This is a genomic window from Domibacillus tundrae (genome assembly GCF_000970675.1).
Classification (GTDB): domain Bacteria; phylum Bacillota; class Bacilli; order Bacillales; family Domibacillaceae; genus Domibacillus; species Domibacillus tundrae.
Map to the genome: position 1 here is coordinate 1 of NZ_LAJA01000014.1, position 21,412 is coordinate 21,412.

Here is a 21,412-nt window from a genome sequence, read left to right on the forward strand (position 1 = left end):
CTTAAAGGGGAGCATATCAACATATTATGTTGCATTAGGAAATGAACGAGAAAACAGGCGTGATCCCATGGTTATCAAGGGATCATGCCTGTTTTCGCTTGGATGGCGGTCTTTGAATGCGACATATTGGATATTTATATTATATTTAATGTAACAAAATGAATGAAAAAAGAGGGGTTTTTATGGTTGCCAGAAAAGGGAAAAACAGCGTGGATTCGATCTGAAGGTTCTCTACCAGTAAAAGTTTGTAAAATAATGTACTTAAAGTAACGGGGGCTTTAGTTTAATATCCAAAGTTATCATAAACCGAAAATATGCAAGTTTTTATTCATTCTTTGTATGTTTTTGGCTTTCTTACATTCAAAAACATACTGCCGTAAACAGCAGTTTTTAATTGCCAAATACAAATGCTACAAACCCTTGCAGAACCTTTTATTTAAAATGCTACAAAAGTTAGTAAATGCTAAGTTTTCTCTTGTGCTACAAAACTAGGCAAAACTAGATGTTTTAAAAAACAAACTCAAATTCAATTCTTGCTGTAACGCTAAAACTTATCGTTACAAACCGCTTGCCAGTGCGGGTTGAGAGGGCGCTGAAACGTTACAACGACGCTCCTTTTGAATGGTAACGTTACGATTGGAACGCTTCTTTATTTGGAGTATTTTGAATGGAGTACTCCGTATTTATTTGTTGTACTCCAAATGTTGTACAACAAAAAATACATCTGCTAACCCTAGTCCCATAAGGGTTTTTGGGAAACCTTTACGTAGTACTTTTACGTAGTACATGTTAAGAAATGTTAAGGTTTTTTCCGAAACAAAACTCAAATACCGCAAAGGTTGCCCCCTTTCTAGCCGTTTCCAAAACAAACAAAGTGGCTGTTGATAAGGGATAAGCAGCGCTGCATCAACATTTTAAATGGTAATGCTCAATGGCAGCGTTTGTTGTACTTTTGTAGTAGAACATTACTTTTCCGAAACGGAACAGCAAAGGAAAGGTTGCATGCTCAACCATTGATACATAAAGATTAAAGGTGAACTATTCGTTTGGAGCACTGCACCCTTTTTTCAATTAAATTTCCGACTTCATTCGGATAAACGGAACGTTGGTTTTTTGTTCCGGTAGAGAAAAATCTTGCATTCTGCTTTTAAAAAGAGTAGACTTTTTTCAAAATGATTCGTCGGGAGTCTGTGGAATCAGGCTGAGAGTACAACTAATCTGTTGTAGACCGTTACAACCTGTTGGGTAATGCCAGCGTAGGGAAAGTGATGAAGAATAATTTATTATTTACACTTTGCTTATGCAAAGTGTTTTTATTTTGTTTGGAAAGGATAGGGAATTATGAATCAACAGCAAGAAATCGTTCAGCATGTTTTTCGCTTCATTCAAGCAGATGCTTCTGAAGAAAAGGATTTTAATGAATTGGCCTTGCGGCTGTATGCCTATCAATATCAATACAATCTTCCTTACCGATCTTTTTGCATGCAAAAAGGAAAAACGCCAAGAATGGTAAAGACATGGAAAGATATTCCGCCTGTTCCCATCAATGCATTTAAAGATGCCACACTTAGCTGTATAGGACCGGAAAAAGCGGAAGCCGTTTTTATGACAAGCGGCACAACGAAAGGAATAAAAGGAAAGCACTACCATCCCACTTTACAAATCTATGACCAATCTATGACGTTGAACTTTAAGAAACGATTTATGAGAGACATAGAACACATTCGGATGGGGATTCTTTTTCCTAAAGAAAAAGAATTGCCGAATTCGTCATTGGCTCATTATCTAGCTTTGGCAGTAAAAGAGTTTGGTACAAAGGAAAGCCATTATCTGGTGAATGAAAATGGTGTTGATATGAATCGTCTGCTGGATGAACTGCATCATGCTGAGGAAACAGGAGAACCGTATGCTCTCTTAGGTGCAAGCTATAGTTTTGTCCACATGCTCGAGGAATTAGAACGTATGGGGAAAACTTTTTCACTTCCAAAAGGAAGCAGGATTCTGGATACCGGTGGATTTAAAAACCAGTCAAAGGAACTGGAATTAAATGAGTTTTATCTTCTACTGTCGACTACTCTCGGTGTAGAGCGCTCAGAGTGCATCAATATGTATGGAGTGACCGAGCTCAGCACACAATTTTACGATAAAGGGAATGAATCTGTTCCTTCTGTTAAATCGGGGCCTCATTGGATACGGACCCGGGTCATTAACCCGTTAACTGGTGAAGAGGTACCGAAAGGAGAGCGCGGTGTCCTTGTTCACTGTGATTTAGGCAACTTTAATTCGGTTACGACCATTTTGACAGAAGACGTTGGAATCGAGCTCGAAAACGGATTTTTTCTTCTAGGCCGGGTACAAGGCACCGAAGCAAAAGGCTGTTCAATTGCTGTAGAAGAATTTTTAAAATCCGCATCAAAAGGGGTTTCAGAATGAGGGAACTTGCAGGTTACCTTCCGGATATAGGCGAAACAGAATTTGAGACAAAAATTTTAACCTTTCAGAGCAAAAATGAAACGGTCGAAGTCGAAATACCTTTTCTTACAACAGAGCAAATGGACAAGGTAATTGAAAAAGTAAAAAAAGCCAGTGCTGAAACTTTAAAGTCATTTTCTATTTCAGAGATTGTCAGCATCATTGACCAAGCCATCGACCGGCTGCTGGACCGCGATTCCCTATACCGGCAAAAAGCAGAAAAGCTGCTGCCGATTGTGACAGGCTACGATGAAGAAATTATTCGGCTGGGTCTTACCTCATACTTGAAAACCTTCCGAAAAAAAGAACTTCAGCGTTTTCTTATAGAGGATTTAGGCAATCCGTTGCTTTTAGACGACTTCCAGCCTCGTGTCAAAGGCGGTTTTTCGAAAGCCATGGGACCGAACGTCGTTACCCATATTTGGTCTGGCAATGTTCCTGCTCTGCCTTTTTGGAGCTTGATTTCAGGCTTGCTTGTGAAAGCAGGCAATATCGGAAAAGTTCCGAGCACTGAGCCTCTGTTTTCGGGCTGGTTTGCTCATTTATTAGTGGAAGTAGAACCGAGGTTAGCTGACTGTTTGGCTGTTGTTTGGTGGAAAGGCGGCGATGAAGAACGGGAGAGTTCTATATTTGAACAATCAGATGTTGTCGTTGGCTATGGCGGCAATGAGTCGTTGCAGTCTCTGCAAAACCGCATGCCGGTTACGACGCGTTTTTTGCCATTTGGTCATAAAATCAGTTTTGGCGTCGTGTCTCAAGCGAGCCTTGATTCGAGAAAAACATGGCAGTCGGTCCACCAGGCCGCACTGGATGTGATTCGATACGATCAGCAAGGATGCTATTCCCCTCACATTTTTTATGTTCAGCATGGAGGAAAGGTTTCTCCAAAAGAATTTGCACGGTTTCTGGCAAATGAATTAGAAAACTTTCAAAAAAGACATCCGCGGCGGGAGCTTTCTATGGAAGAGTCTGCATCCATGGCTGCATGGCGGCAAAGAGAAGAAATGACCATTTTTTCTAACCCGAATAATGAAGTGCTCGGCAATCAGGCCAATGACTGGACGGTTGTATATGAAGAAAATAACATTCATTTTACGCCAAGCAGTTTAAATCGTGTAATCAAAGTGATTGCATTTGAAACGATTGAAGACATTCTTCCTTATATTGCCCCCCACCGATCCCTGCTTCAGACCGTTGGGATCGCCGCAAATCCAAATGAACTTTTTGAGTGGGCTGAATTACTAGGAAAAACCGGCGTTACACGGATTACGGCTTTAGGATCAATGACGTCTCCGGAAGCTGGGTGGCATCATGACGGCCGCTTTAATTTATTAGACTTAGTGAACATGGTAGATATAGAAGCAGCTGCGGAAGAATCAAGCGAACAGTTTGCGCCTTATGTAGATTAGGAGGCCGCGGAATGGAATTTTTAACAATAAAAGATATTACCTATGGATATCAAGGAACAAGTCCCGTCGTCGATGGAGTAAATTTGGTTATTAAAAAAGGAGAGTTTCATTGTTTACTAGGGCAAAGCGGCTGTGGGAAAACCACCTTGCTAAAGCTTGCCTCAGGCTTACTTCAGCCGGATAAAGGAAGTATCCTTTTGAATGGAAAAGGCATGACCGATCCTTCTTATGAATGCGGGTTTGTTTTTCAGTCTCCCACCCTCTTAGAATGGAAAACGGTTATGGATAATGTTCTTCTCCCTGTTTCTCTTAGAAGAAAGTTGACCGAAGAGAACCGGGAGTATGCCACTGCTTTGCTTAAAATGATTGGCCTGTCTGCATATGATAATCGGTATCCAACTCAGCTTTCGGGAGGACAGCAAAGCCGTGTGGCCTTAGCGAGAGCGCTGATCCAAAAGCCGTCTATGCTCTTTTTAGACGAACCCTTTGCTGCATTAGATGCCATCACAAGAGAAGAGTTGCAGGAAGATTTATTAAGAATCTGCCAGCTGCAGAATACTACGGTACTGTTTATCACACATGATATTTCAGAAGCTGTCTACTTGTCAGACCGTGTTGCGGTTATGGATAAAGGCAGCATTATCTATGAAGAAGAAGTGGATCTCGCAAAGCCGCGCACCATGGAAATGAGATACGGTTCGTACTTTAACGATCTTTGTTTAACGTTGCGGCAAACCATGAGTGAGGGGCGATCATGAAAAATATTCGATTTTATTCATTGCTGCTTTTTATTTTCCTGCTTCTTTTGTGGGAAATAGCAGCCGGAAACATGTCAGAACTTGTACTCCCTGCCCCATCTGTCATCTTTCATACCCTGATAGATGGACTAATGACTGGATATTTTACAGCTCATATTATTCGGACGACCCTAGAGATTGTACTGGGCCTGATATTAGGTAGCCTTTTTGGATTTATCATCGGTATTTTGATGGGAGAAAGCGAATTTTTACGCAAGCTTCTTTCTCCATACATCATCGCCAGCCAAGCAGTTCCTAAACTCGCTTTGGCTCCCTTGTTTATTCTATGGTTTGGCTTTGATATGACGTCTAAAGTCATCATTACAGCGCTAATTTGCTTTTTCCCGCTGCTGGAAAACACAATGTCTTCCATTCAATATGTTGATAAACAAAAACTAGAATTGTTTCGCATGCTTAAAGCGAGCCGGTGGCAAACCTTAATTCATTTAAAAATCCCGGCTGGCCTGCCGGGCATTCTGGCCGGACTCCGTGTAGCGGTTGTCCTGGCCGTAGTAGGTGCGGTGGTAGGAGAATTTATAGGCGGCAGTGAGGGACTCGGGGCATTGATTATTGCGTCCCAAGGGATGATGGATACGCCATTAATGTTTGCTTCTTTAATTTTACTAACCATTATCGGCATGGTCCTCTACCAGCTCGTTAATATAGCAGAAAAAAGATGGTCAAAACCTTATATGAAGGAGACGAAAAAATGAAAAACAAAAATTTATTTGCTTTACTATTGTCCGCAGCAGTATTTATGACAGCTTGCGGTGCACAGGAACAAAAAACGGAAGCACCTAAAACAGAAGAGACGGACATTCTTCGGGTAGCCAGCTGGAGTCAGCCAATTACAGAGCAAACAAACTTGCTGGTAGATGAGGAAAAAGGGTTTTTTAAAGAAAATGGCTTGGATGTTACTGTCATTCCTGGAGCTGGCGGAGGAGATGCGATTAAAAATATTCTCTCCGGACAAGCAGATGTTGCTTTTACTGATCCCGGCTCATTATATTTTGCTTTAGACAAAGGTGAAAAATTGAAAGTCATGTATAATGTCTATCCTCAAAACGTGTTTAACATTGTTTCACTTAAAGAAAAAAATATTACAAAACCTGAAGATCTAAAAGGCAAAACGATTGGTGTATATAGCCTGTCAAGCGGAACCCGCCAGAACCTGCTTGTGATGCTGAATCAAGTCGGCCTCTCCGAAAAAGATGTCAATATTGTTGAAACAGGCCTTCTAAACTTTGCACCTCTCATGCAGGGGCAAGTAGATGCCACAGCAGCAACTGACACTGGACTTGTCGTTGGTAAACAAAAAGGCTTAGGTGACGTTAATGTATTAGAAGTAAAAGATTATTTAAATATTCCAAGTGATGTTTTTGTCGTAACAGAAAAAACCTTTGAAGAAAAGAAAGACGAACTGGAGAAGTTTTTAAAAGCTTATCAAACGAGCACCCAGTGGATGATCGATAACCCCGAAGAAGCAGCTTCTTTAGCAAAAGAATATGCGATTGACGGGAAAAATGAGGAGCAAAACCTAGAAATCATTAAGCTTCGCAATGCATCAAGCATTTCAGAACTAACAGAAGAGCAGGGATTGGGTGCACTTGATGCCGCTATCTTGCAGCAGGGTGCAGACACGTATCAAAAACTAGGCTTGGTTGAAAATAAACTCAATATGGAAGAGGTTGTAACAGAGGAACTGCTTCCTACAAAATAATGGAGGACAATATGGGGAAATTTCAAGGGAAAGTTGTCCTTGTCACAGGGGCTAGCCGGGGAATTGGCGCTTCTATTGCTCGCGCTTTCGCAGCAGAGGAAGCATCTGTCGTCGTCAATTACCTTCAAAACAAAGAGGCCGCCGAACAGGTTGTGGCATCCTGTCTGAAACTTGGCGGGGATGCCTGGGCCATTCAAGCTGACGTCACATCTGAAAGCGCCGTACAAGAATTGATCGAACGGGTATTGTTAGAAATGGGGAAAATTGACGTCGTCGTCAATAATGCTTTTACACCGTATGCCTTTAATCCTGATGAGCGTAAATTAGCCTGGGAGCTAAAATGGGAAGATTACCAGAATCAAATTGATGGGGCTTTGCGTTCCACTCATTATATGTGCCAGACAGTTCTTCCCTTTATGAAAAAACAGAGCCAGGGAAGCATCATCAACATGATCAGCAATTTAGTTGAAAGGCCGATTGTTCCCTATCATGAATATAACACTGCAAAAGCGGCACTGCAGGGGTATAGCCGTAATTTAGCAGCGGAGCTCGGCCCTTTCGGCATAAGGGTCAATTGTGTAGCACCAGGGCTCGTATATCCTACGAGTGCCAGCAAGTATACAAAAGAAGAGGTGAAAGAAATGATTATTGCGCAAACGCCCCTTCGCAGAATTGCGCTTCCAGAAGATGTGGCTGGGCCGGTTTTGTTTCTAGCTTCTGATTGGAGCAAGTTCATGACGGGGCAGACCTTGTTTGTGGATGGTGGCTTTGTGATGTAATGCCAGTGTTTATAGAAACATGCTATTAGCGTTTATGTGTTATCATTCTGGACAATACAAGTATTCACCATGTGAAACTCCGCCAACACTTTCGGGAAAAGAATCGGCAACGTCTGAAATTTGTTTTTCTGTCACCCTCCGTCCTTAGCTTAACTTGATGGAAGGTGTGTGGAAATGGCTGAAGAAAACCGTCATCCATAATGTTTTTTCGGTAGTGCCCAGAAAATCGTGCTGGCGGTTCGCCTTTTCTCGGCTTTGGCCAAGATCGATCAGCTGCTTAAAGTAAATTCACTTGCTGGAACTCCGGGCGTTTTCTTATTCAAAACAATGTGTTTGGTATGTCAGAAGCGGCAGAAGCAGCCGCGAAAGAAATGGGCTTCAATGCACGCAAAGGAGTAGATGACAACCGAGTTTACACAGGTGTATTTACATCGCTTGAGTCTGCAGAAGAAGCGCGGGCGCTTATTAGCGTTGAACATGGCTGCAATCCAAAAATCAAATCATACAGTGCATAACAACAAAGCCCGTCTACTCCTAACGAGTAGACGGGTCTTTTTTATTGCCAGTGTTTCGGCCAATTTTTAATTACTTGACTCGGATTTTTAGGAGCTACATCATAATCTTCCCATGTATTATTTTTAGGGTTGAACACTAAGTCATGAAAATACCAGGTACCATCAGAATTATCATAGCTTGCTACCTGGAACTCGTTCTTTGAAATACGCTTTGCGCGTTGTGTATAAGCTGCGTCAATGATTTTAGTCAATTCGCCGTTTTTCATGTAGTACCACTGAGCTTCTTCTACATTTGAGCTACCAGTTTCAGCAGCTGCTAAGATATCTGGCTGTCCTTTAACACTTGATGGGTAGACATGGACCATTTTTCTTGTAGCGTTTAATGTATAGTCTTGGAAATAAAACCTTGATTTTTTAATATGGCTTGTACCTACTTTATGGGTATAGAGAGTATAATTTCCTTCGTACACTAAATCGCCTTCATTAACACCAGCCCAAGCATACGGCCAATGGTCATAAGATCCATAACCTTTCTTTTCTCTTACACCAGCAAAATATACTTTGTAAGACACGCCATTCATGTCCTTAAGTGTATGAGTTACGCGGCTTTGTGAAGGTTTAATCGGATTAGCAGCTTCTACTGTAGAAGAAAAAGGAAAAGCGATTGCTAATAAACCAAACATAATAATTGCAGTTTTGAGTACTCTCTTCAAGTTAATTCGCTCCTTACAAATGTAATGGTTATATTTTAATGTATAAAGATATAAAAAAGTGAAAAATCGATCGACATATTACGACATAATAACAATAAAGAGGTAAGAGCAATTAAAGGTTATGAAGCGATAAAGCTTTAAATTACTGGATTTTATCTATTTATTAAATTCTTTTTGTAAGTTCTTTATGGCTAAATAAATGTCATTATTTGTCGAAGGGATAAAAAGGAAAAGAGAAAGGGGTTTGGTATAATAGTTGTGATGTTTAAATAATACATAGGAGGAATTATGATGAGAAACTTCATGGCATTTATTATTGCTTTTGTATTGCTAACCACAGTGTTCTACGTTCAACAGACAGAAGCAGGCACCGTAAACAAACACTTTACAGTAAACGTAAAAAAATTGGATGTACGTGAAAAACCAAGTCCAAAAGCAAAAATAGTGGGATCACTAAAAAATGGTACAGTTGTGTTTGTTTATAACACTGAACCAGGTGGTTGGTCGAAAATTAAATACAATAATAAAGCTGGGTATGTAGCTACGAGCGGCTTGAAAGCTAAAGATTCAAGTAATTCCTCAACTTTACCCGCAGAAAGTTTTAAAAATTATAATGGTAAGTGGTTTACTTCATCGAGTTTTCTGCCAGGCGTTGGAGCCAATTTGAAATTTACAAGTAGTAATACAGCAAAAATTGACCTGTATGGTGTTTGGTGGTCAGCGCCAGACGGATCAAATTTAAGGGAATCTGATGCACTTGGCTATACCATTAAATTTGATAAAAATGGTGTGGGAAAAGTGGAATTTACAGAGACCTATGGAGAAAACACAGGAGTGGCAACAGTGAAATTAATTGGTAGCTATGTACATGTAAAGATAGAATATCCATGGGGACTGAATTTTGATAGTTATCTAGCTGAGGGTGATTACAAACTCGTGAGAGCGAAGTTTTAAATATAAGTAACGGTATAATTATTACCACAAATGATGTGGTAAAGTTACCACGAACCAAAACATATAAATCATACATCCAAAGGGTATGAGAAAGAGCCCCGATTTCGGTCGGGGTTATTTTTTCGGTTCTATAATTTCAATCCATTCATCCATATCTATCCCAGTCTCTAGGCACTCATTGTTATTACTACTATTATGCCGATATTTTAAAAGCAATGATTCCGAACCATCTTTCAATAAGTAACAATCTGGCCAGTTCTTGTTTTCGAATATTTTCATGGCATTCGCCCCTGTATTTAAGATAACAAAATAACTGAAAATGGTAAATCCGGAATATGTATAGATCAAACAAGTAAAAAAAGACTAGCCACAGCCAGTCATAAATACTTTTTAAACATCTTCCTGTATGAACCTTCATCAATAACTCTCTCACCCGGCGGAGGCCAAGCACCACAATATAAGTGTACGACGGTGCGCATGTGTGTGATGCCTATGTGATCAGTCTCCTGTATGTCTTCTTGGCAGCGAGGGCAGAACATAACAGCAATTTCTTTTTTCTTCCACATAAAATCAGCTCCTTTACAAAAAAAGATAACGGCACATCTACTTTGAGTAAAGGAGCTGATTTCTGACTTAATTCCCATCTGCAAATTTGATCGTCACAATATCCTTGATGCAATAGGACCCATCTGTTAAATATAATCGTCCTCCTTCTGGGTTCAGTGATTTCACAATACCGCACCCTTCAATATAAAGAAGCCTAAATGTGTTAATCTGCAGTTCCACTTCTTTTTGTTCGTGATAAGACTCCATTACAATCCTTTGCATCTTTTCCAATGCTTGCTCATCTAGGTAGAGAGGTGCTTCTTTTTGTCTTTTTTCATTGTCTACTTTCAGTTGTTCAGCGGCCAAAATATTCGTGCTGGAAAATTTAATATGTTTTTCAAAGAATCTTTTCAGTAGAGAGAGTATAGATAATATTATTGAAATAAATATTTTTAATTGAAAAATATTAAGGGAGATTTCAATTTGGGGAATGAAAATATTATGGACTTAACTCAATGGAATAATTTTTGGCATATGTTTAGGCTGCCAATTATGGTTAGTTTGTTGGGGGCGCTAATTGGACATTATGCAAAGAATGGCGTTATCCAGTTGCCAATCTTTCTCATACCTTATAGCAAAAGCAATTGGGTTAAAAACAATTCTGCTAAGATGTGGAAATGGGCAAGCATAATTATTTCACCTGTTTTAGTGGTAATTGATTTTTTAGGATTTCTTATTGGCATTAGATTTGATGAAAATCAGGCGGATAAAAGAATATATGTGGAGTTGGGTTTCTTTGGAGATATTCTTATTGGGATAGGAACCGGGATTTTAGCTAAAACCGCAATTGAGCTTACTGATACTAAAAATATCTATGCAGAAATTAGCACCGCATTTATAGCAGGATTTTTAGGTTTATCATACATCAAAGACCGTCAACACAAAGATTTAGGCATTCATGGACCCGACGATATGGAAAACAATCTAGATCCGAGTAAAAGCGCTAATTTAACCAAACACCTAAATGAAACAGAAAAGGAACCGACAAGTCCAGAAACGAAACAAAATGATTGAACTTAGTTAAAGAACTTTATTTTTAAGAAGTTAATAATATTAATTAGAAAGGGGGGAAAGACAAATGAGAAACAAAATAAATGTTACTCCTCAAGAGTACAAAGAACTTCAGAAATGTGCTCGAACCTTCAACAATAATTTAATGCCTATTGGCCAGCGTAAAATAGCTAAAGCCCAATATGAAGCTGTACTGCGCTTAGCAAAAAACAGGCCGAATCTCCCGACACCTCAGTTAGATGATTAACCAAATACTCCACCTCTCCAATACAATGTTAACTTTCACTAAAAACTAAATGTCTTATATGTATTGGCCAGGTCAAATCAAGTTAGGCTTTCCTTTAAGCATTAGTAGCAGATCAAAAACATTAGGAATTTAAAACAGTATAAGATTAGACACAAAAGCCTGTCCAAATGAATAGAGCTCTTTAATATAGAAGAAAGGGGTTTCATTTAGTATAGAATGAAGCATTTTTTTGTTTGCTCAATTTATATAAAAGTTATACATGGGTTATCACTCCTATTCATTGAAATGATGATCGTCCTTTTGGTGATTACGGTATTGCTTTTTATTGCTATTCCAAATGTAGCGAAGCAAAGCAAAAATATTAATGCAAAAGGGTGCGACGCATTTGTGCATATGGTGCAGGGTCAAGTACAGGCTTATCGAATTGACAAGGACTCATTGCCTTCTTCAATTGATACACTTGTGACCGACGGGTACTTAAGAGATGATGAAACGACTTGCCCGGGCGGCGGTGCCGTAACGATTGATGCGGAAGGGACTGTAACAGCTGGTGGTGCATAAAGAAAACGGGTTTACGCTGCTCGAAATGATGATCGTGCTAACGATTTTTATAGTATGTCTCACCGCAGCATTGATTCCGCTTCGAACCATAGCAAATGATGTAAGCGATCGCCAATTTTTTCAGCAAATCGAGCGAGATTTATTTGCGGCACAGGCGTATGCGATTGCTAAAGGGACGAACGTTGTTGTTCACTTCTTTGAAAATGGGCGTAACAACTATCATATTTATACATTTGAGCAGTCAAGGAAGACGCTAATAAAACGTGAGATTCCAAACCGTTTCATTCGTGATGAAAGAAATATGAGCGCAATCACTTTTTTGCGGACGGGCATGACAAATCGGTTTGGAATCATCTACTTTACGACCGAAGAAAAGAGCACCAGACTTGTATTTTTAATCGGAAGGGGCCGTTTTTATTTTTTGGAAGAATGAACACGGAATGACACTCGCAGAAAGCATACTGGCATTAACGGTTTTTTTCATAGCAGCGGCTGTTCTTCTGCCTTTTTGTATGAAATTATTTGAAGAAACATCATGGCGTTGGGAGAAGCAGGAAGGAATGAGAAAGCTGTATGAGGAAGCAGAATCCCGAATCTTTTCAGAAGCTTCATTTTTTTACAAACTGGATCAATCAACTGTTAAAGGAGAAATTGTTTGGAAAGAGACAAAAGGAAAATCGGAAGCATGTGTGGCGATCGGAGAAAAAACAACATGTGTGGTGGAACAATAATGGATTTACAATGCTGGAGTCATTAATTGTTTTAACGGTATTCACTGCCTGTGCTGCTTCTATCCCGCTTTTATACGATGGTGTGTACCGGACAACCGAAGTTGGTAAAGCAGAAAAAAACACGGAATGGGAACTTTTCATCATTCAACTGCGCAATGAAATGCAAATTTCGCAAGGCTGGCACCTGTCTGGAACAACGCTGCAATATTCAGCTGTCGGTTCAAATGATTCCATGGTGTCGATTAGCAAATATAACGACAAAATCAGGCGGCAGGTGAACGGACAGGGACATGAAGTTTTACTGCAAAATGTAAAAAGTGCCATATTTTCAATTGAAGGAGGGAAAGTATATATTCACGTTACGTTTTCAAATGGCGAACAAGAAGGCGCATCGATTTATCCATTTCATAAAGAAGCCCCTTAATAGTGAGCATGGTATGATTTATCCGCACATTCTGCTTATTCTTGTGTTGATAACAGCAGCATCTGTTTCAGCCGCGGATTCTGCTGTAACAAAATGGGAAACGGCGGATTACTTAACGGATTATTATGAAATGCGGATTATCGAATTGATGGCGCTTCGGGACGTTTTGTCACAGTCAGATCCGGCTTCGTTTACGATGCAGACAAATAAAGGAACAACTAGTGTTGATATAATAGAGACGTCAGAAAAAGATCGCCAGATTCGCATTACGACCATTCATGAAGACGGTTTTTTTCACGCCACTTATTATTATAATATGAAAAACCATTTGATTGTGAAGCGGACTGAATATAATTAACGTCCATTTTGAGCAATATAAAACAGGCCGCCGTTTAAGACTGAGATACGGATCACTGGTTCAAAGCGGCGTATAATCGCCGCTTTCTCGCGTTCAAAATGTGCATTGTTTTCCTCATTTTGTTCAAAAAAAGAGTCAAGAAGCGCTAATTCTATTTTTTTCTTTTCTAGGGCGGATTTGGCCCAATCATGTTCTTCTTGTATTATGTCCTGCCGCAGTCTTTTTTTCATTCTGTTTAAGCCGCTTGCCGGTGTAATAAGCGGTGAGAGCACATAGTGATACGGCGCGATCATATGGCTCAAAGATAAGGAAGTTAATTTTTCTGAAAAGTTGTTTGAAAAAGTTCCGCTAATTAAATGAAGAGCAAGCGGGACAAGCTTTTCTTTTTTGCCGTTTGCTTCATACGAAAGATGAAAATGGACAAATAACCAAGGTTCAAGCTGTACAGTTTTTGAAGATATACTTGTTTCGTACATTTTAATAAATGAAGCTCTTTTTTGGGCGTATAAAAGAAACTGATGGAAACGCGGCGAGCCAAATGTAATATATTCTTCCTGATACTTGAGCAGCCGGCCGGGGTCTTTTGTGAAAAAAGTGAAGGCGAGCGGATCGCCAGGCTGTCCTAGCTGATCTTTATAATGCCAATAAAATGGTCTGTTCATTAAAGCGCGGTCTGCTTCCTCGGTTAACTGAACGGTCAGTGAGTCATTCGATTCTTCAAGGATACGGCATTCACAAGCGTTAAAAAATGTGCGAAGAAAAGGCATCAATGTTGATCACTCCAATACAGCGGCAAGGTTTTGCATTTTTATTTCCCACTCACCAACACTTTTCGAAGTATGAAAAGCGTCTTTCAAGTGGTCTTCAATCCAGTTTTGATCCAAAATAGTATCAAGCTTTCCGATCGCCGTTTGGAAAAGAGCGATTTTTTCATAAAGTAATGCCAGCATGCGGTCTTCAATCGATTGTTTATAAGCAAGATGATAAATATAGACGTCTTGATTTTGCCCATAACGATGAACACGACCAATTCGCTGCTCAAGCTTCATAGGATTCCACGGCAGATCAAAATTAATTACGTGACGGCAAAATTGCAGGTTCAGTCCTTCGCTTCCGGCTTCGGTTGCGATCAACACACGGGCGGGTCCTTTGAAAAGCTCGATCATCCAGTCTTTTTTTCCTTTTTTAAAGTTTCCCTGAAACGATACGGCAGGAATATCATGTGAACGAAAAAACAGCTCCAAATACTGCTGTGTCGCCCGGTATTGTGTGAAAATAAGTACTTTTTCATTTAGCTGTTTGACGATGTCGAGTGCTTTGTCCGCTTTTGAGTTTTGTTTAATGGCACCCGCAAGAGCGGCAGTGTTTGTCTGGGCGAACCCTTCCTGCTTTATTAAGGTAGCGAGGGCGGCATATTTGCTGCTGCACGCTTCCCGCTGCAGTGTCAGCAGTGTGATAGCACCTGGCAGGCAGTCAGACAGCGATTCATAAAAGGCTTTTTCTTCTTTCGACGGAGTAATACGAATCGTCTGCACAAATCGTTTAATCGGCTCTTTTTCTACATTGGTTCGAACGTTGCGGATCATTACTTGTTTGAGCAGGGCATGAAAAGCATCGCGATTTTGCATTGATCGCTTTCCATCTTTAAATTGGGTCTGAAAGAATCCATTGTTGCCAAACAGTCCGGGTTTTAACAGAGAAACAAGATGAAATAATTCATCCGCATTATTTTGAACTGGAGTGGCCGTCAGTAATAAACAATAGGTTTTATTTAGACCATTGACAAATTGATGATTTTTCGTTGCTGGATTTTTTAATCGGTGTGCTTCGTCAATAATGACCATATCAAACAGTGTATCGGAAAATACATCAGCGAATTTTGACTGCTTGGCTGAATCGATCGATGCAATTTGAACACCATTCCACGACCAGTCCGGTTTTTTTCGCTGCACCAGTGCAAAAATCTGAAATTTTTCGCGCAGTTCTTTTGCCCACTGGCTCACGAGCGAGGCGGGAGCTAAAATGAGCACGCGGGAAACAAGTCCCCGTAACATGTATTCTTTTAAAATGAGGCCTGCTTCAATGGTTTTGCCAAGCCCAACTTCATCGGCTAAAATGGCAGTGCCATTCATTTCTTCCATGACCGTTTGAGCCGTCTTGATTTGATGGGGAAGAAACTGAATGTGCGGAAGAAAATCAGGTGCCAGCAGCCCATTGAAATCAGAAGGAAGAATGCGATTTTTCGTCTCGGCTGTTAACTTGAAAAGGGACAAGCTTCCAGGTGAAGACGCACTTTGTAATTCCTTTTCAAGAAATTTTTCCCATGAATCGTCGTACAAAATGGCGGGCTTCATCTTATTCAGAGCCTCCTCTGTTTTTTAAGTAGTGCACCTAGTCTGTCCTTAAAGGATAAATGAAATACATAAAATACAGACAAAAAAACAGTTCTGCATATGCAGAACTGTTTTTTATTTTGTTTTTACTTTTCCTGTCCATTTTTTAAATCCACCTTGTAAATGATGGATGTCCCGGTATCCTTTTCTGTAGAGCATTTGGGCGGCACGGCCGCTGCGAAGGCCGCTTTGGCAGTACAAATAAACAGGCTTGTCCGCACGAATTTCTTTCATACGCTGTTTCATTTGTGTTACAGGAATATTGCGGGCGCCTAAAATGTGGCCGCCATTGTATTCATTCGGTTCGCGCACATCAATCAGCTGCGCTTTCCGGTATCCTTGTATAAATTCTTCCTGGCTGAGCGGTTTCACCGCACGCTTTTGAGAAAAGTACATGAAGATTGCATACAAAATAATCACGCCGAGTACTGCGGCAATAGAATAAAGCAACGTCGTGTTCCCCTTTCGAATAAACTGCTTCTTTTATTATATCCATACGGTCATCAGATGAAAAGAAAATTCTCTTTTAAAAAAAGAAGTATGTTCGCCTTTGATTTTCCGGTTCAATTTGATAGACTAGTTGAGGGAATTTACAACGAAAAGAAGGCGTATAACATGACAAAAGAAACGTGGGCTTTTCTGGATACTGGAAATCAAAGCGCGGCTTATAATATGGCCGTGGACGAAGCGCTTTTAGATTGGCACAGCCAAGGCGAAATTCCACCTGTTGTTCGTTTTTACGGATGGGAGCCGGCGGCACTGTCAATTGGATATTTTCAAAAAGCGTATAAAGAAGTGAACTTTGAGGCACTTAAAGAACATGGAATTGGTTTTGTTCGACGTCCAACTGGCGGCAGAGGGGTACTACACGAGCATGAGCTGACATACAGCGTCATCGTCAGTGAAGAGCATCCGGATATGCCGGCGGGCGTGACAGAAGCGTACAGAGTGATTTCTGAAGGTGTGCTTCAAGGCTTTCGGGCGCTGGGACTGGCTGCAGAATTTGCTGTACCACGAACCGAAGAAGAAAAAGCCAGTTTGAAAAATCCACGTTCGAGTGTTTGCTTTGATGCACCGAGCTGGTATGAGCTCGTTGTCGAAGGAAGAAAAGCAGCCGGCAGCGCACAGACACGGCAAAAGGGTGTCATTTTACAGCACGGCTCCATTTTGCTTGATATTGATGAAGACAAATTGTTTAGCTTGTTTCACTATTCAAGTGACCGGTTAAAAGATCGAATGAAACGTGCGTTTAAGGATAAGGCTGTTGCGATCAATGCTCTGCGTGCCAAACGGGTTACGCTTGATGAAGCGCGGGCCGCCTTTAAAAAAGGGTTTGAAGAAGGATTAAATATTCATCTTGAACCGCTCGTTTTAACAGACGATCAAAAACGTCAGATTGATAAAATTCAGCATGAGCGGTATGAAAGTGATAACTGGAATTTCCGCAGATAAGAAGAATAGTTTGTAGCAAAAAAATAAAATTTTTTTGTCGGTTTTAGTTGAAGTCCAAGGCTTTTCCTTGTTTTAGGCAAGATCTGGCGGCTTGACAAACTATGTAATCTCAATCAATATATAGAGTATAATCGAAAAAACAAACACAATATATTGTGTTTGTTTTCGTTTTTTGTTACAACAGAATACTAAAGGGGTTGTTTCTATGTCCGCTACGTCCACACAGCACATGTCGCTTAACATCGACAATTTAAACAAGGACATCAGCATTTTTCCGCAGGTTTTCCCTGTCACACCGGAAATGAAGATTACACACAAAGGCGTCTCCCGCCTTGTCATGATTGACCGGTACTCATTCAAAGATACGCAAAAAATTACATTGTCTGAAGGCGATTTTGTCGTTTTGACAATTAAAGAAGACCCAAAATTCCCTGCACGGGGAACGGGCTTTATCGTGTCACTCGACCGTGAAGCAAAAAAAGCATCGATTTTAATCGATGAAGAATACCGCAGTGCCATTGATGATCCAAAAGAAGCTGAAACCGGCATCGTTCATCGCGGGCTTGATGTTATTGAAAAACCACTCGAAGTATTTTATGAACAGATTGCTAAGCGTAACGCAGCAGGTCTTTCTTCCGTAGAAAAAACAGAAGAAAAGAAAAAAGAATGGTTCGGCAAATTTTACAACGAACTTGTGAACCTAAATTTCATTCCCGCCGGCCGTGTTTTATACGGGGCAGGAGCAGACACGGACGTAACGTACTTTAACTGCTACGTGATGCCATTTGTGGCTGATTCGCGCGAAGGCATTTCTGAGCACCGCAAGCAAGTAATGGAAATTATGAGCCGTGGCGGCGGCGTCGGCACGAACGGATCGACACTTCGCCCACGAAATACGCTCGCACGCGGCGTCAACGGCAAATCCTCGGGCTCTGTATCATGGCTGGATGACATTGCAAAGCTGACACACCTTGTTGAGCAGGGAGGTTCGCGCAGAGGCGCCCAAATGATTATGTTAGCTGACTGGCATCCAGACATTGTTGAATTTATTATTTCAAAAATGCAAAATCCGCGTATTTTGCGCTATCTTCTTGAAAACACAGAGGATGAGCAAATTAAAAAAGCCGCGAAAGACAAGCTGAATTTTAAACCGCTCACAGAACGTGAAGAGCAGATGTACCAAGGGGTTGTCAATTACAAAAACATTCCTGGCTACGGCGGTTTCAGCCCTGAAATCTTTAAAGAAGCGGAAGCAAAGCTTCAGACAGGCGGCACATACAGCGTGCACAATGCTGAGTTTTTAACGGGAGCCAACATTTCGATCTGCTTGACGAAAGAATTTATGGAAGCAGTTGAAACAGATGCTGATTACGACCTTCGCTTCCCGGCTGTTGAAAAGTACAGCAAGGAAGAAATGGTGCATTACAACGAGAACTGGCATAAAGTCGGTGACGTTCGTGAATGGCAGCGCCAAGGGTACGAAATTCGCACGTACCGCAAAATTAAAGCGCGTGAATTGTGGAACTTAATCAACGTATGCGCAACGTATTCAGCGGAACCGGGTATTTTCTTTATCGACAATGCAAATGACATGACGAATGCAAAAGCATACGGTCAGCAGGTTGTAGCAACAAACCCATGCGGTGAGCAGCCACTCGCACCATTTTCTGTCTGCAACTTAGCAGCCGTTAACCTGGCCCAAATGGCAGACAAAGAAACAAAAACAGTGAATTTCGACAAGCTGAAAGAAACGGTCCGCACCGGTGTCCGTATGCAGGACAATGTTATTGATGCAACGCCGTACTTCTTAGAAGAAAACAAAAAGCAGGCGCTCGGTGAACGACGTGTCGGTCTTGGTGTAATGGGACTTGCGGACTTGCTGATTTATTGTGAAAAAGAATACGGGTCGGCAGAAGGCAATACGCTTGTCGATGAAGTATTTGAAGCGATCGCTGTAACGGCGTACGAAACGTCTGTTGAGCTGGCGAAAGAAAAAGGCAGCTTCCCATTCCTTGAAGGGGAAACGCTTGAAGAAACAAACCGCCTGCGTGATGCCTTCATCAACACTGGCTACATGAAGAAAATGCCTGAACATGTACGTGAAGCGATTGTTGAAAACGGTATTCGCAACTCTCATTTGCTGACTGTGGCACCGACGGGATCAACTGGAACGATGGTGGGTGTGTCTACAGGTTTAGAGCCGTACTTTTCATTCACATACTATCGCAGCGGACGCCTCGGCAAGTTTATCGAAGTCAAAGCGGATATTGTGAGAGATTATTTAGAGCGCAATCCTGAAGCCAATCCGGATCAACTGCCTGACTATTTCGTAACAGCGATGGGTCTCGCACCTGAAGCGCATGCGGATGTCCAGTGTGTTATTCAGCGCTGGATCGACAGCTCGATCTCTAAAACAGTTAATGCACCGCGCGGATACACAGTAGAGCAGGTTCAAAGTGTATACGAACGCCTTTACAACGGCGGAGCAAAAGGCGGAACGGTTTACGTCGATGGAAGCCGTGACTCTCAGGTGTTGACACTGAAAGCGGAAGAAAACAACTGGGATGAAGAAGAAAAAACTGAACCGAAAGAACATGAAAACCATGTTGTTTTAATTGATACGATTCAAGATCTGCGTTCAACAAATGTGACAATCGGCAGCGAAGTCGGCAATACATGCCCGGTCTGCCGCAAAGGAACAGTTGAAGAGCTTGGCGGCTGCAACACATGCACAAATTGCGGCGCTCAGCTGAAATGCGGGTTATAAAATTGAAATAAAGCAATTTAAAGAGCCGCCCCTGAATAAGGAGGCGGCTCTTTGTTTTGTATTGATTAGGAAGAATACACTGAAAGCATTGGTACATTAAGGTTTATCGCCTCTTCTTGTCTACGCCCGAATGAATAAAAAGGGCGGCTTTGCCGACCATCTGCCGACCAAACGGCAAAACATAATGATTTTTAATGCTTTTTATTGGTTCAATTTCCGCTTGGAGAAGGCAGCATCTAGTTTATCTGTGGCAACCGTGTCTGCTTGTTTCAGCGCATGGCCATACACGTTCATGGTCGTCGTAATGTTGGAGTGACCGAGTCGTTCGGCAATAATTTTAGCATGCACACCTTCATTAATGAGAAGGGTGGCGGACGTATGACGTAGTGCGTGAATGTTGATGTATTTCAACTCATGACGCTTAATGAAGCGTGACCACCAATTTTTCATCGAGTCTGGGTTATAGGGCTTTCCATTTTCATCACATAATAAAAAATCATATTTTCCTTCTCCCCATAATTCTTTCGCAGCCACTCGTTCTCTTTTTCGAAGCAAGTGCAATTTCTTTATAGGTGCGATCAAGCTTTCCGATAAAATAATATCCCGCTTCTTCGCACTACGGTTTCCTTTTTTGATCTCATGGACTTGATATCCGCCACTCCTGGAATGCGTGAGGGCTTGTCTGACGTGGAGAATACGTTTATCCAAGTCAAAGTGCTTAAACTCCAATCCAAACAGCTCAGAGCGCCGCATGCCCGTTGTTATAGCCAGTTTAACGATGATATTCCAGTGCAGCAGTTCGGATTCTAAGCAATCCAGTAAATCGCTTGCTTCTTCGAGCGTGTAAACTTCAGACTCCTTGTATTCGACTTTTGGTTTATCAATTTCTTTTACAGGAGACTTGCTGACAATCCGGCATGTAACCGCAAAATTGAAAAGATTATTTAAAATACGGTAGTTATAAAAGATAGTGGAGCTGGAGAGTTTTCCGGCCTTGCCATCCAATCTCATTCCATCCTCTTCAAGGTTGTGGAGAAAATCAATCAGGTGCATGGGCTTCACCTGGTCCATCCGTAAATACTGAAAAGCAGGAAGGATCCTCTTTTCAAGGTAGTCCATATGCTTTTGCAGCGTCGTATGAGATAAATGTTTTCGCGCATGCTTCGGCAGCCATTCATTATATACAAAATCAACAAACTTCATTTTTGATGGCTCATGATAATCTTTTCCTGTGACTTCTACTAAGAATTTTGACAAAGCCAATTCTGCTTCTCGGATGCCTCTTGCGGTAATGGTCTTATACTTTTTATTCCGCTTCCGTTTGCCTGTTTCCGGATTGGTATAAGAAGTACCTAAGTCGACTTCTAGTTGGTATTTATTTTTCCCGCGCGGTCTTACGTGTCCTGTCGCCATAATTGTTCATTCCTTTCTTATTAAGGAGATAGCACCCCCTCCCTAGCATCTGTTTTACATCGGTGTTTTGAAAGGGGGAGAAGGCTACAA

The 21,412-nt window shown here is 41.2% G+C and carries 24 protein-coding genes; 17 read left to right on the forward strand and 7 right to left on the reverse strand.

The window, feature by feature from the left end; all coding sequences use genetic code 11:
• The first annotated feature begins 1,341 nt into the window (after window positions 1-1,341).
• The 7 genes from VQ00_RS11705 to VQ00_RS18630 all read left to right on the forward strand — a co-directional run bounded on the left by VQ00_RS11705 (window position 1,342) and on the right by VQ00_RS18630 (window position 7,692).
• Entirely contained in the window at window positions 1,342-2,433 is a 1,092-nt protein-coding gene (locus tag VQ00_RS11705) for a LuxE/PaaK family acyltransferase (protein WP_046180329.1), read from the forward strand.
• Window positions 2,430-3,881, forward strand: a complete 1,452-nt coding sequence (locus VQ00_RS11710) for an acyl-CoA reductase (protein ID WP_046180330.1) — start codon at window positions 2,430-2,432, stop codon at window positions 3,879-3,881. Before VQ00_RS11705 ends, VQ00_RS11710 begins: the two co-directional genes overlap by 4 nt.
• Before the next feature lie 11 nt (window positions 3,882-3,892).
• Window positions 3,893-4,639, forward strand: coding sequence for an ABC transporter ATP-binding protein (locus tag VQ00_RS11715; protein ID WP_046180331.1), 747 nt, complete (start codon window positions 3,893-3,895; stop codon window positions 4,637-4,639).
• A gap of 71 nt (window positions 4,640-4,710) precedes the next feature.
• The gene (locus VQ00_RS11720; protein ID WP_245618110.1) at window positions 4,711-5,391 is read left to right on the forward strand and encodes an ABC transporter permease; all 681 of its coding nucleotides are present in this window, start codon (window positions 4,711-4,713) and stop codon (window positions 5,389-5,391) included.
• Window positions 5,388-6,398 (forward strand): ABC transporter substrate-binding protein, encoded by a 1,011-nt coding sequence (locus tag VQ00_RS11725; RefSeq protein ID WP_046180333.1) that lies wholly within the window; start codon window positions 5,388-5,390, stop codon window positions 6,396-6,398. The genes VQ00_RS11720 and VQ00_RS11725 overlap by 4 nt, the downstream gene beginning before the upstream one ends.
• 11 nt (window positions 6,399-6,409) lie before the next feature.
• The gene (locus tag VQ00_RS11730) at window positions 6,410-7,177 is read left to right on the forward strand and encodes an SDR family oxidoreductase (RefSeq protein WP_046180334.1); all 768 of its coding nucleotides are present in this window, start codon (window positions 6,410-6,412) and stop codon (window positions 7,175-7,177) included.
• 338 nt (window positions 7,178-7,515) lie between these two features.
• Entirely contained in the window at window positions 7,516-7,692 is a 177-nt protein-coding gene (locus VQ00_RS18630) for a hypothetical protein (protein ID WP_156154056.1), read from the forward strand.
• A gap of 41 nt (window positions 7,693-7,733) precedes the next feature.
• Here the strand turns inward: VQ00_RS18630 and VQ00_RS11735 are convergent, their stop codons facing one another.
• A complete protein-coding gene (locus VQ00_RS11735; RefSeq protein ID WP_046180335.1) occupies window positions 7,734-8,405 on the reverse strand; it encodes a hypothetical protein in 672 nt (223 codons plus the stop codon).
• Between the two features lie 288 nt (window positions 8,406-8,693).
• Here VQ00_RS11735 and VQ00_RS11740 point away from each other — a divergent pair, with 288 nt between their 5' ends.
• Complete coding sequence (locus VQ00_RS11740; RefSeq protein WP_082091547.1) at window positions 8,694-9,359, forward strand: SH3 domain-containing protein; 666 nt, start codon at window positions 8,694-8,696, stop codon at window positions 9,357-9,359.
• A gap of 114 nt (window positions 9,360-9,473) precedes the next feature.
• On the opposite strand, the gene VQ00_RS18635 is transcribed toward VQ00_RS11740, so the two are convergent.
• Window positions 9,474-9,638, reverse strand: a complete 165-nt coding sequence (locus tag VQ00_RS18635) for a hypothetical protein (RefSeq protein WP_156154057.1) — start codon at window positions 9,636-9,638, stop codon at window positions 9,474-9,476.
• 354 nt (window positions 9,639-9,992) lie between these two features.
• Window positions 9,993-10,271, reverse strand: coding sequence for a YolD-like family protein (locus VQ00_RS11750; RefSeq protein WP_046180338.1), 279 nt, complete (start codon window positions 10,269-10,271; stop codon window positions 9,993-9,995).
• Between the two features lie 117 nt (window positions 10,272-10,388).
• Here VQ00_RS11750 and VQ00_RS11755 point away from each other — a divergent pair, with 117 nt between their 5' ends.
• The 7 genes from VQ00_RS11755 (at window position 10,389) to VQ00_RS11785 (ending at window position 13,297) form a co-directional block, all read left to right on the forward strand.
• A complete protein-coding gene (locus tag VQ00_RS11755; protein ID WP_052728507.1) occupies window positions 10,389-10,979 on the forward strand; it encodes a hypothetical protein in 591 nt (196 codons plus the stop codon).
• Window positions 10,980-11,043: 64 nt separating this feature from the next.
• Complete coding sequence (locus VQ00_RS11760; protein ID WP_046180339.1) at window positions 11,044-11,223, forward strand: hypothetical protein; 180 nt, start codon at window positions 11,044-11,046, stop codon at window positions 11,221-11,223.
• A 285-nt stretch (window positions 11,224-11,508) separates the two neighbouring features.
• Window positions 11,509-11,784, forward strand: coding sequence for a competence type IV pilus major pilin ComGC (gene comGC, locus VQ00_RS11765; protein ID WP_046180584.1), 276 nt, complete (start codon window positions 11,509-11,511; stop codon window positions 11,782-11,784).
• Window positions 11,774-12,217, forward strand: coding sequence for a competence type IV pilus minor pilin ComGD (comGD, locus tag VQ00_RS11770; protein ID WP_046180340.1), 444 nt, complete (start codon window positions 11,774-11,776; stop codon window positions 12,215-12,217). Before comGC ends, comGD begins: the two co-directional genes overlap by 11 nt.
• Window positions 12,218-12,224: 7 nt before the next feature.
• Complete coding sequence (locus tag VQ00_RS18845; RefSeq protein WP_046180341.1) at window positions 12,225-12,515, forward strand: hypothetical protein; 291 nt, start codon at window positions 12,225-12,227, stop codon at window positions 12,513-12,515.
• Window positions 12,499-12,939 carry a competence type IV pilus minor pilin ComGF gene (gene comGF, locus VQ00_RS11780; protein ID WP_046180342.1) on the forward strand — a complete coding sequence of 147 codons (441 nt, stop codon included), beginning with the start codon at window positions 12,499-12,501 and terminating at the stop codon, window positions 12,937-12,939. Before VQ00_RS18845 ends, comGF begins: the two co-directional genes overlap by 17 nt.
• Window positions 12,940-12,952: 13 nt before the next feature.
• Window positions 12,953-13,297 carry a hypothetical protein gene (locus VQ00_RS11785; protein ID WP_046180343.1) on the forward strand — a complete coding sequence of 115 codons (345 nt, stop codon included), beginning with the start codon at window positions 12,953-12,955 and terminating at the stop codon, window positions 13,295-13,297.
• Here VQ00_RS11785 and VQ00_RS11790 read toward each other — a convergent pair.
• From VQ00_RS11790 to VQ00_RS11800, 3 genes are all read right to left on the reverse strand, one after another.
• The gene (locus VQ00_RS11790) at window positions 13,294-14,064 is read right to left on the reverse strand and encodes a YqhG family protein (RefSeq protein ID WP_046180585.1); all 771 of its coding nucleotides are present in this window, start codon (window positions 14,062-14,064) and stop codon (window positions 13,294-13,296) included. The two genes, VQ00_RS11785 and VQ00_RS11790, sit on opposite strands and share 4 nt — an antisense overlap.
• A 9-nt stretch (window positions 14,065-14,073) precedes the next feature.
• Window positions 14,074-15,651 (reverse strand): DEAD/DEAH box helicase, encoded by a 1,578-nt coding sequence (locus VQ00_RS11795; RefSeq protein WP_046180344.1) that lies wholly within the window; start codon window positions 15,649-15,651, stop codon window positions 14,074-14,076.
• A gap of 114 nt (window positions 15,652-15,765) precedes the next feature.
• A complete protein-coding gene (locus VQ00_RS11800; protein ID WP_046180586.1) occupies window positions 15,766-16,086 on the reverse strand; it encodes a rhodanese-like domain-containing protein in 321 nt (106 codons plus the stop codon).
• Window positions 16,087-16,305: 219 nt separating this feature from the next.
• Here VQ00_RS11800 and VQ00_RS11805 point away from each other — a divergent pair, with 219 nt between their 5' ends.
• Both VQ00_RS11805 and VQ00_RS11810 read left to right on the forward strand, forming a co-directional pair.
• Window positions 16,306-17,142, forward strand: coding sequence for a lipoate--protein ligase family protein (locus tag VQ00_RS11805; protein WP_046180345.1), 837 nt, complete (start codon window positions 16,306-16,308; stop codon window positions 17,140-17,142).
• 205 nt (window positions 17,143-17,347) lie between these two features.
• Window positions 17,348-19,909 (forward strand): vitamin B12-dependent ribonucleotide reductase, encoded by a 2,562-nt coding sequence (locus VQ00_RS11810; RefSeq protein ID WP_046180346.1) that lies wholly within the window; start codon window positions 17,348-17,350, stop codon window positions 19,907-19,909.
• A gap of 201 nt (window positions 19,910-20,110) precedes the next feature.
• On the opposite strand, the gene VQ00_RS11815 is transcribed toward VQ00_RS11810, so the two are convergent.
• Window positions 20,111-21,322, reverse strand: coding sequence for a site-specific integrase (locus tag VQ00_RS11815; RefSeq protein WP_046180347.1), 1,212 nt, complete (start codon window positions 21,320-21,322; stop codon window positions 20,111-20,113).
• Window positions 21,323-21,412 lie beyond the last annotated feature (90 nt).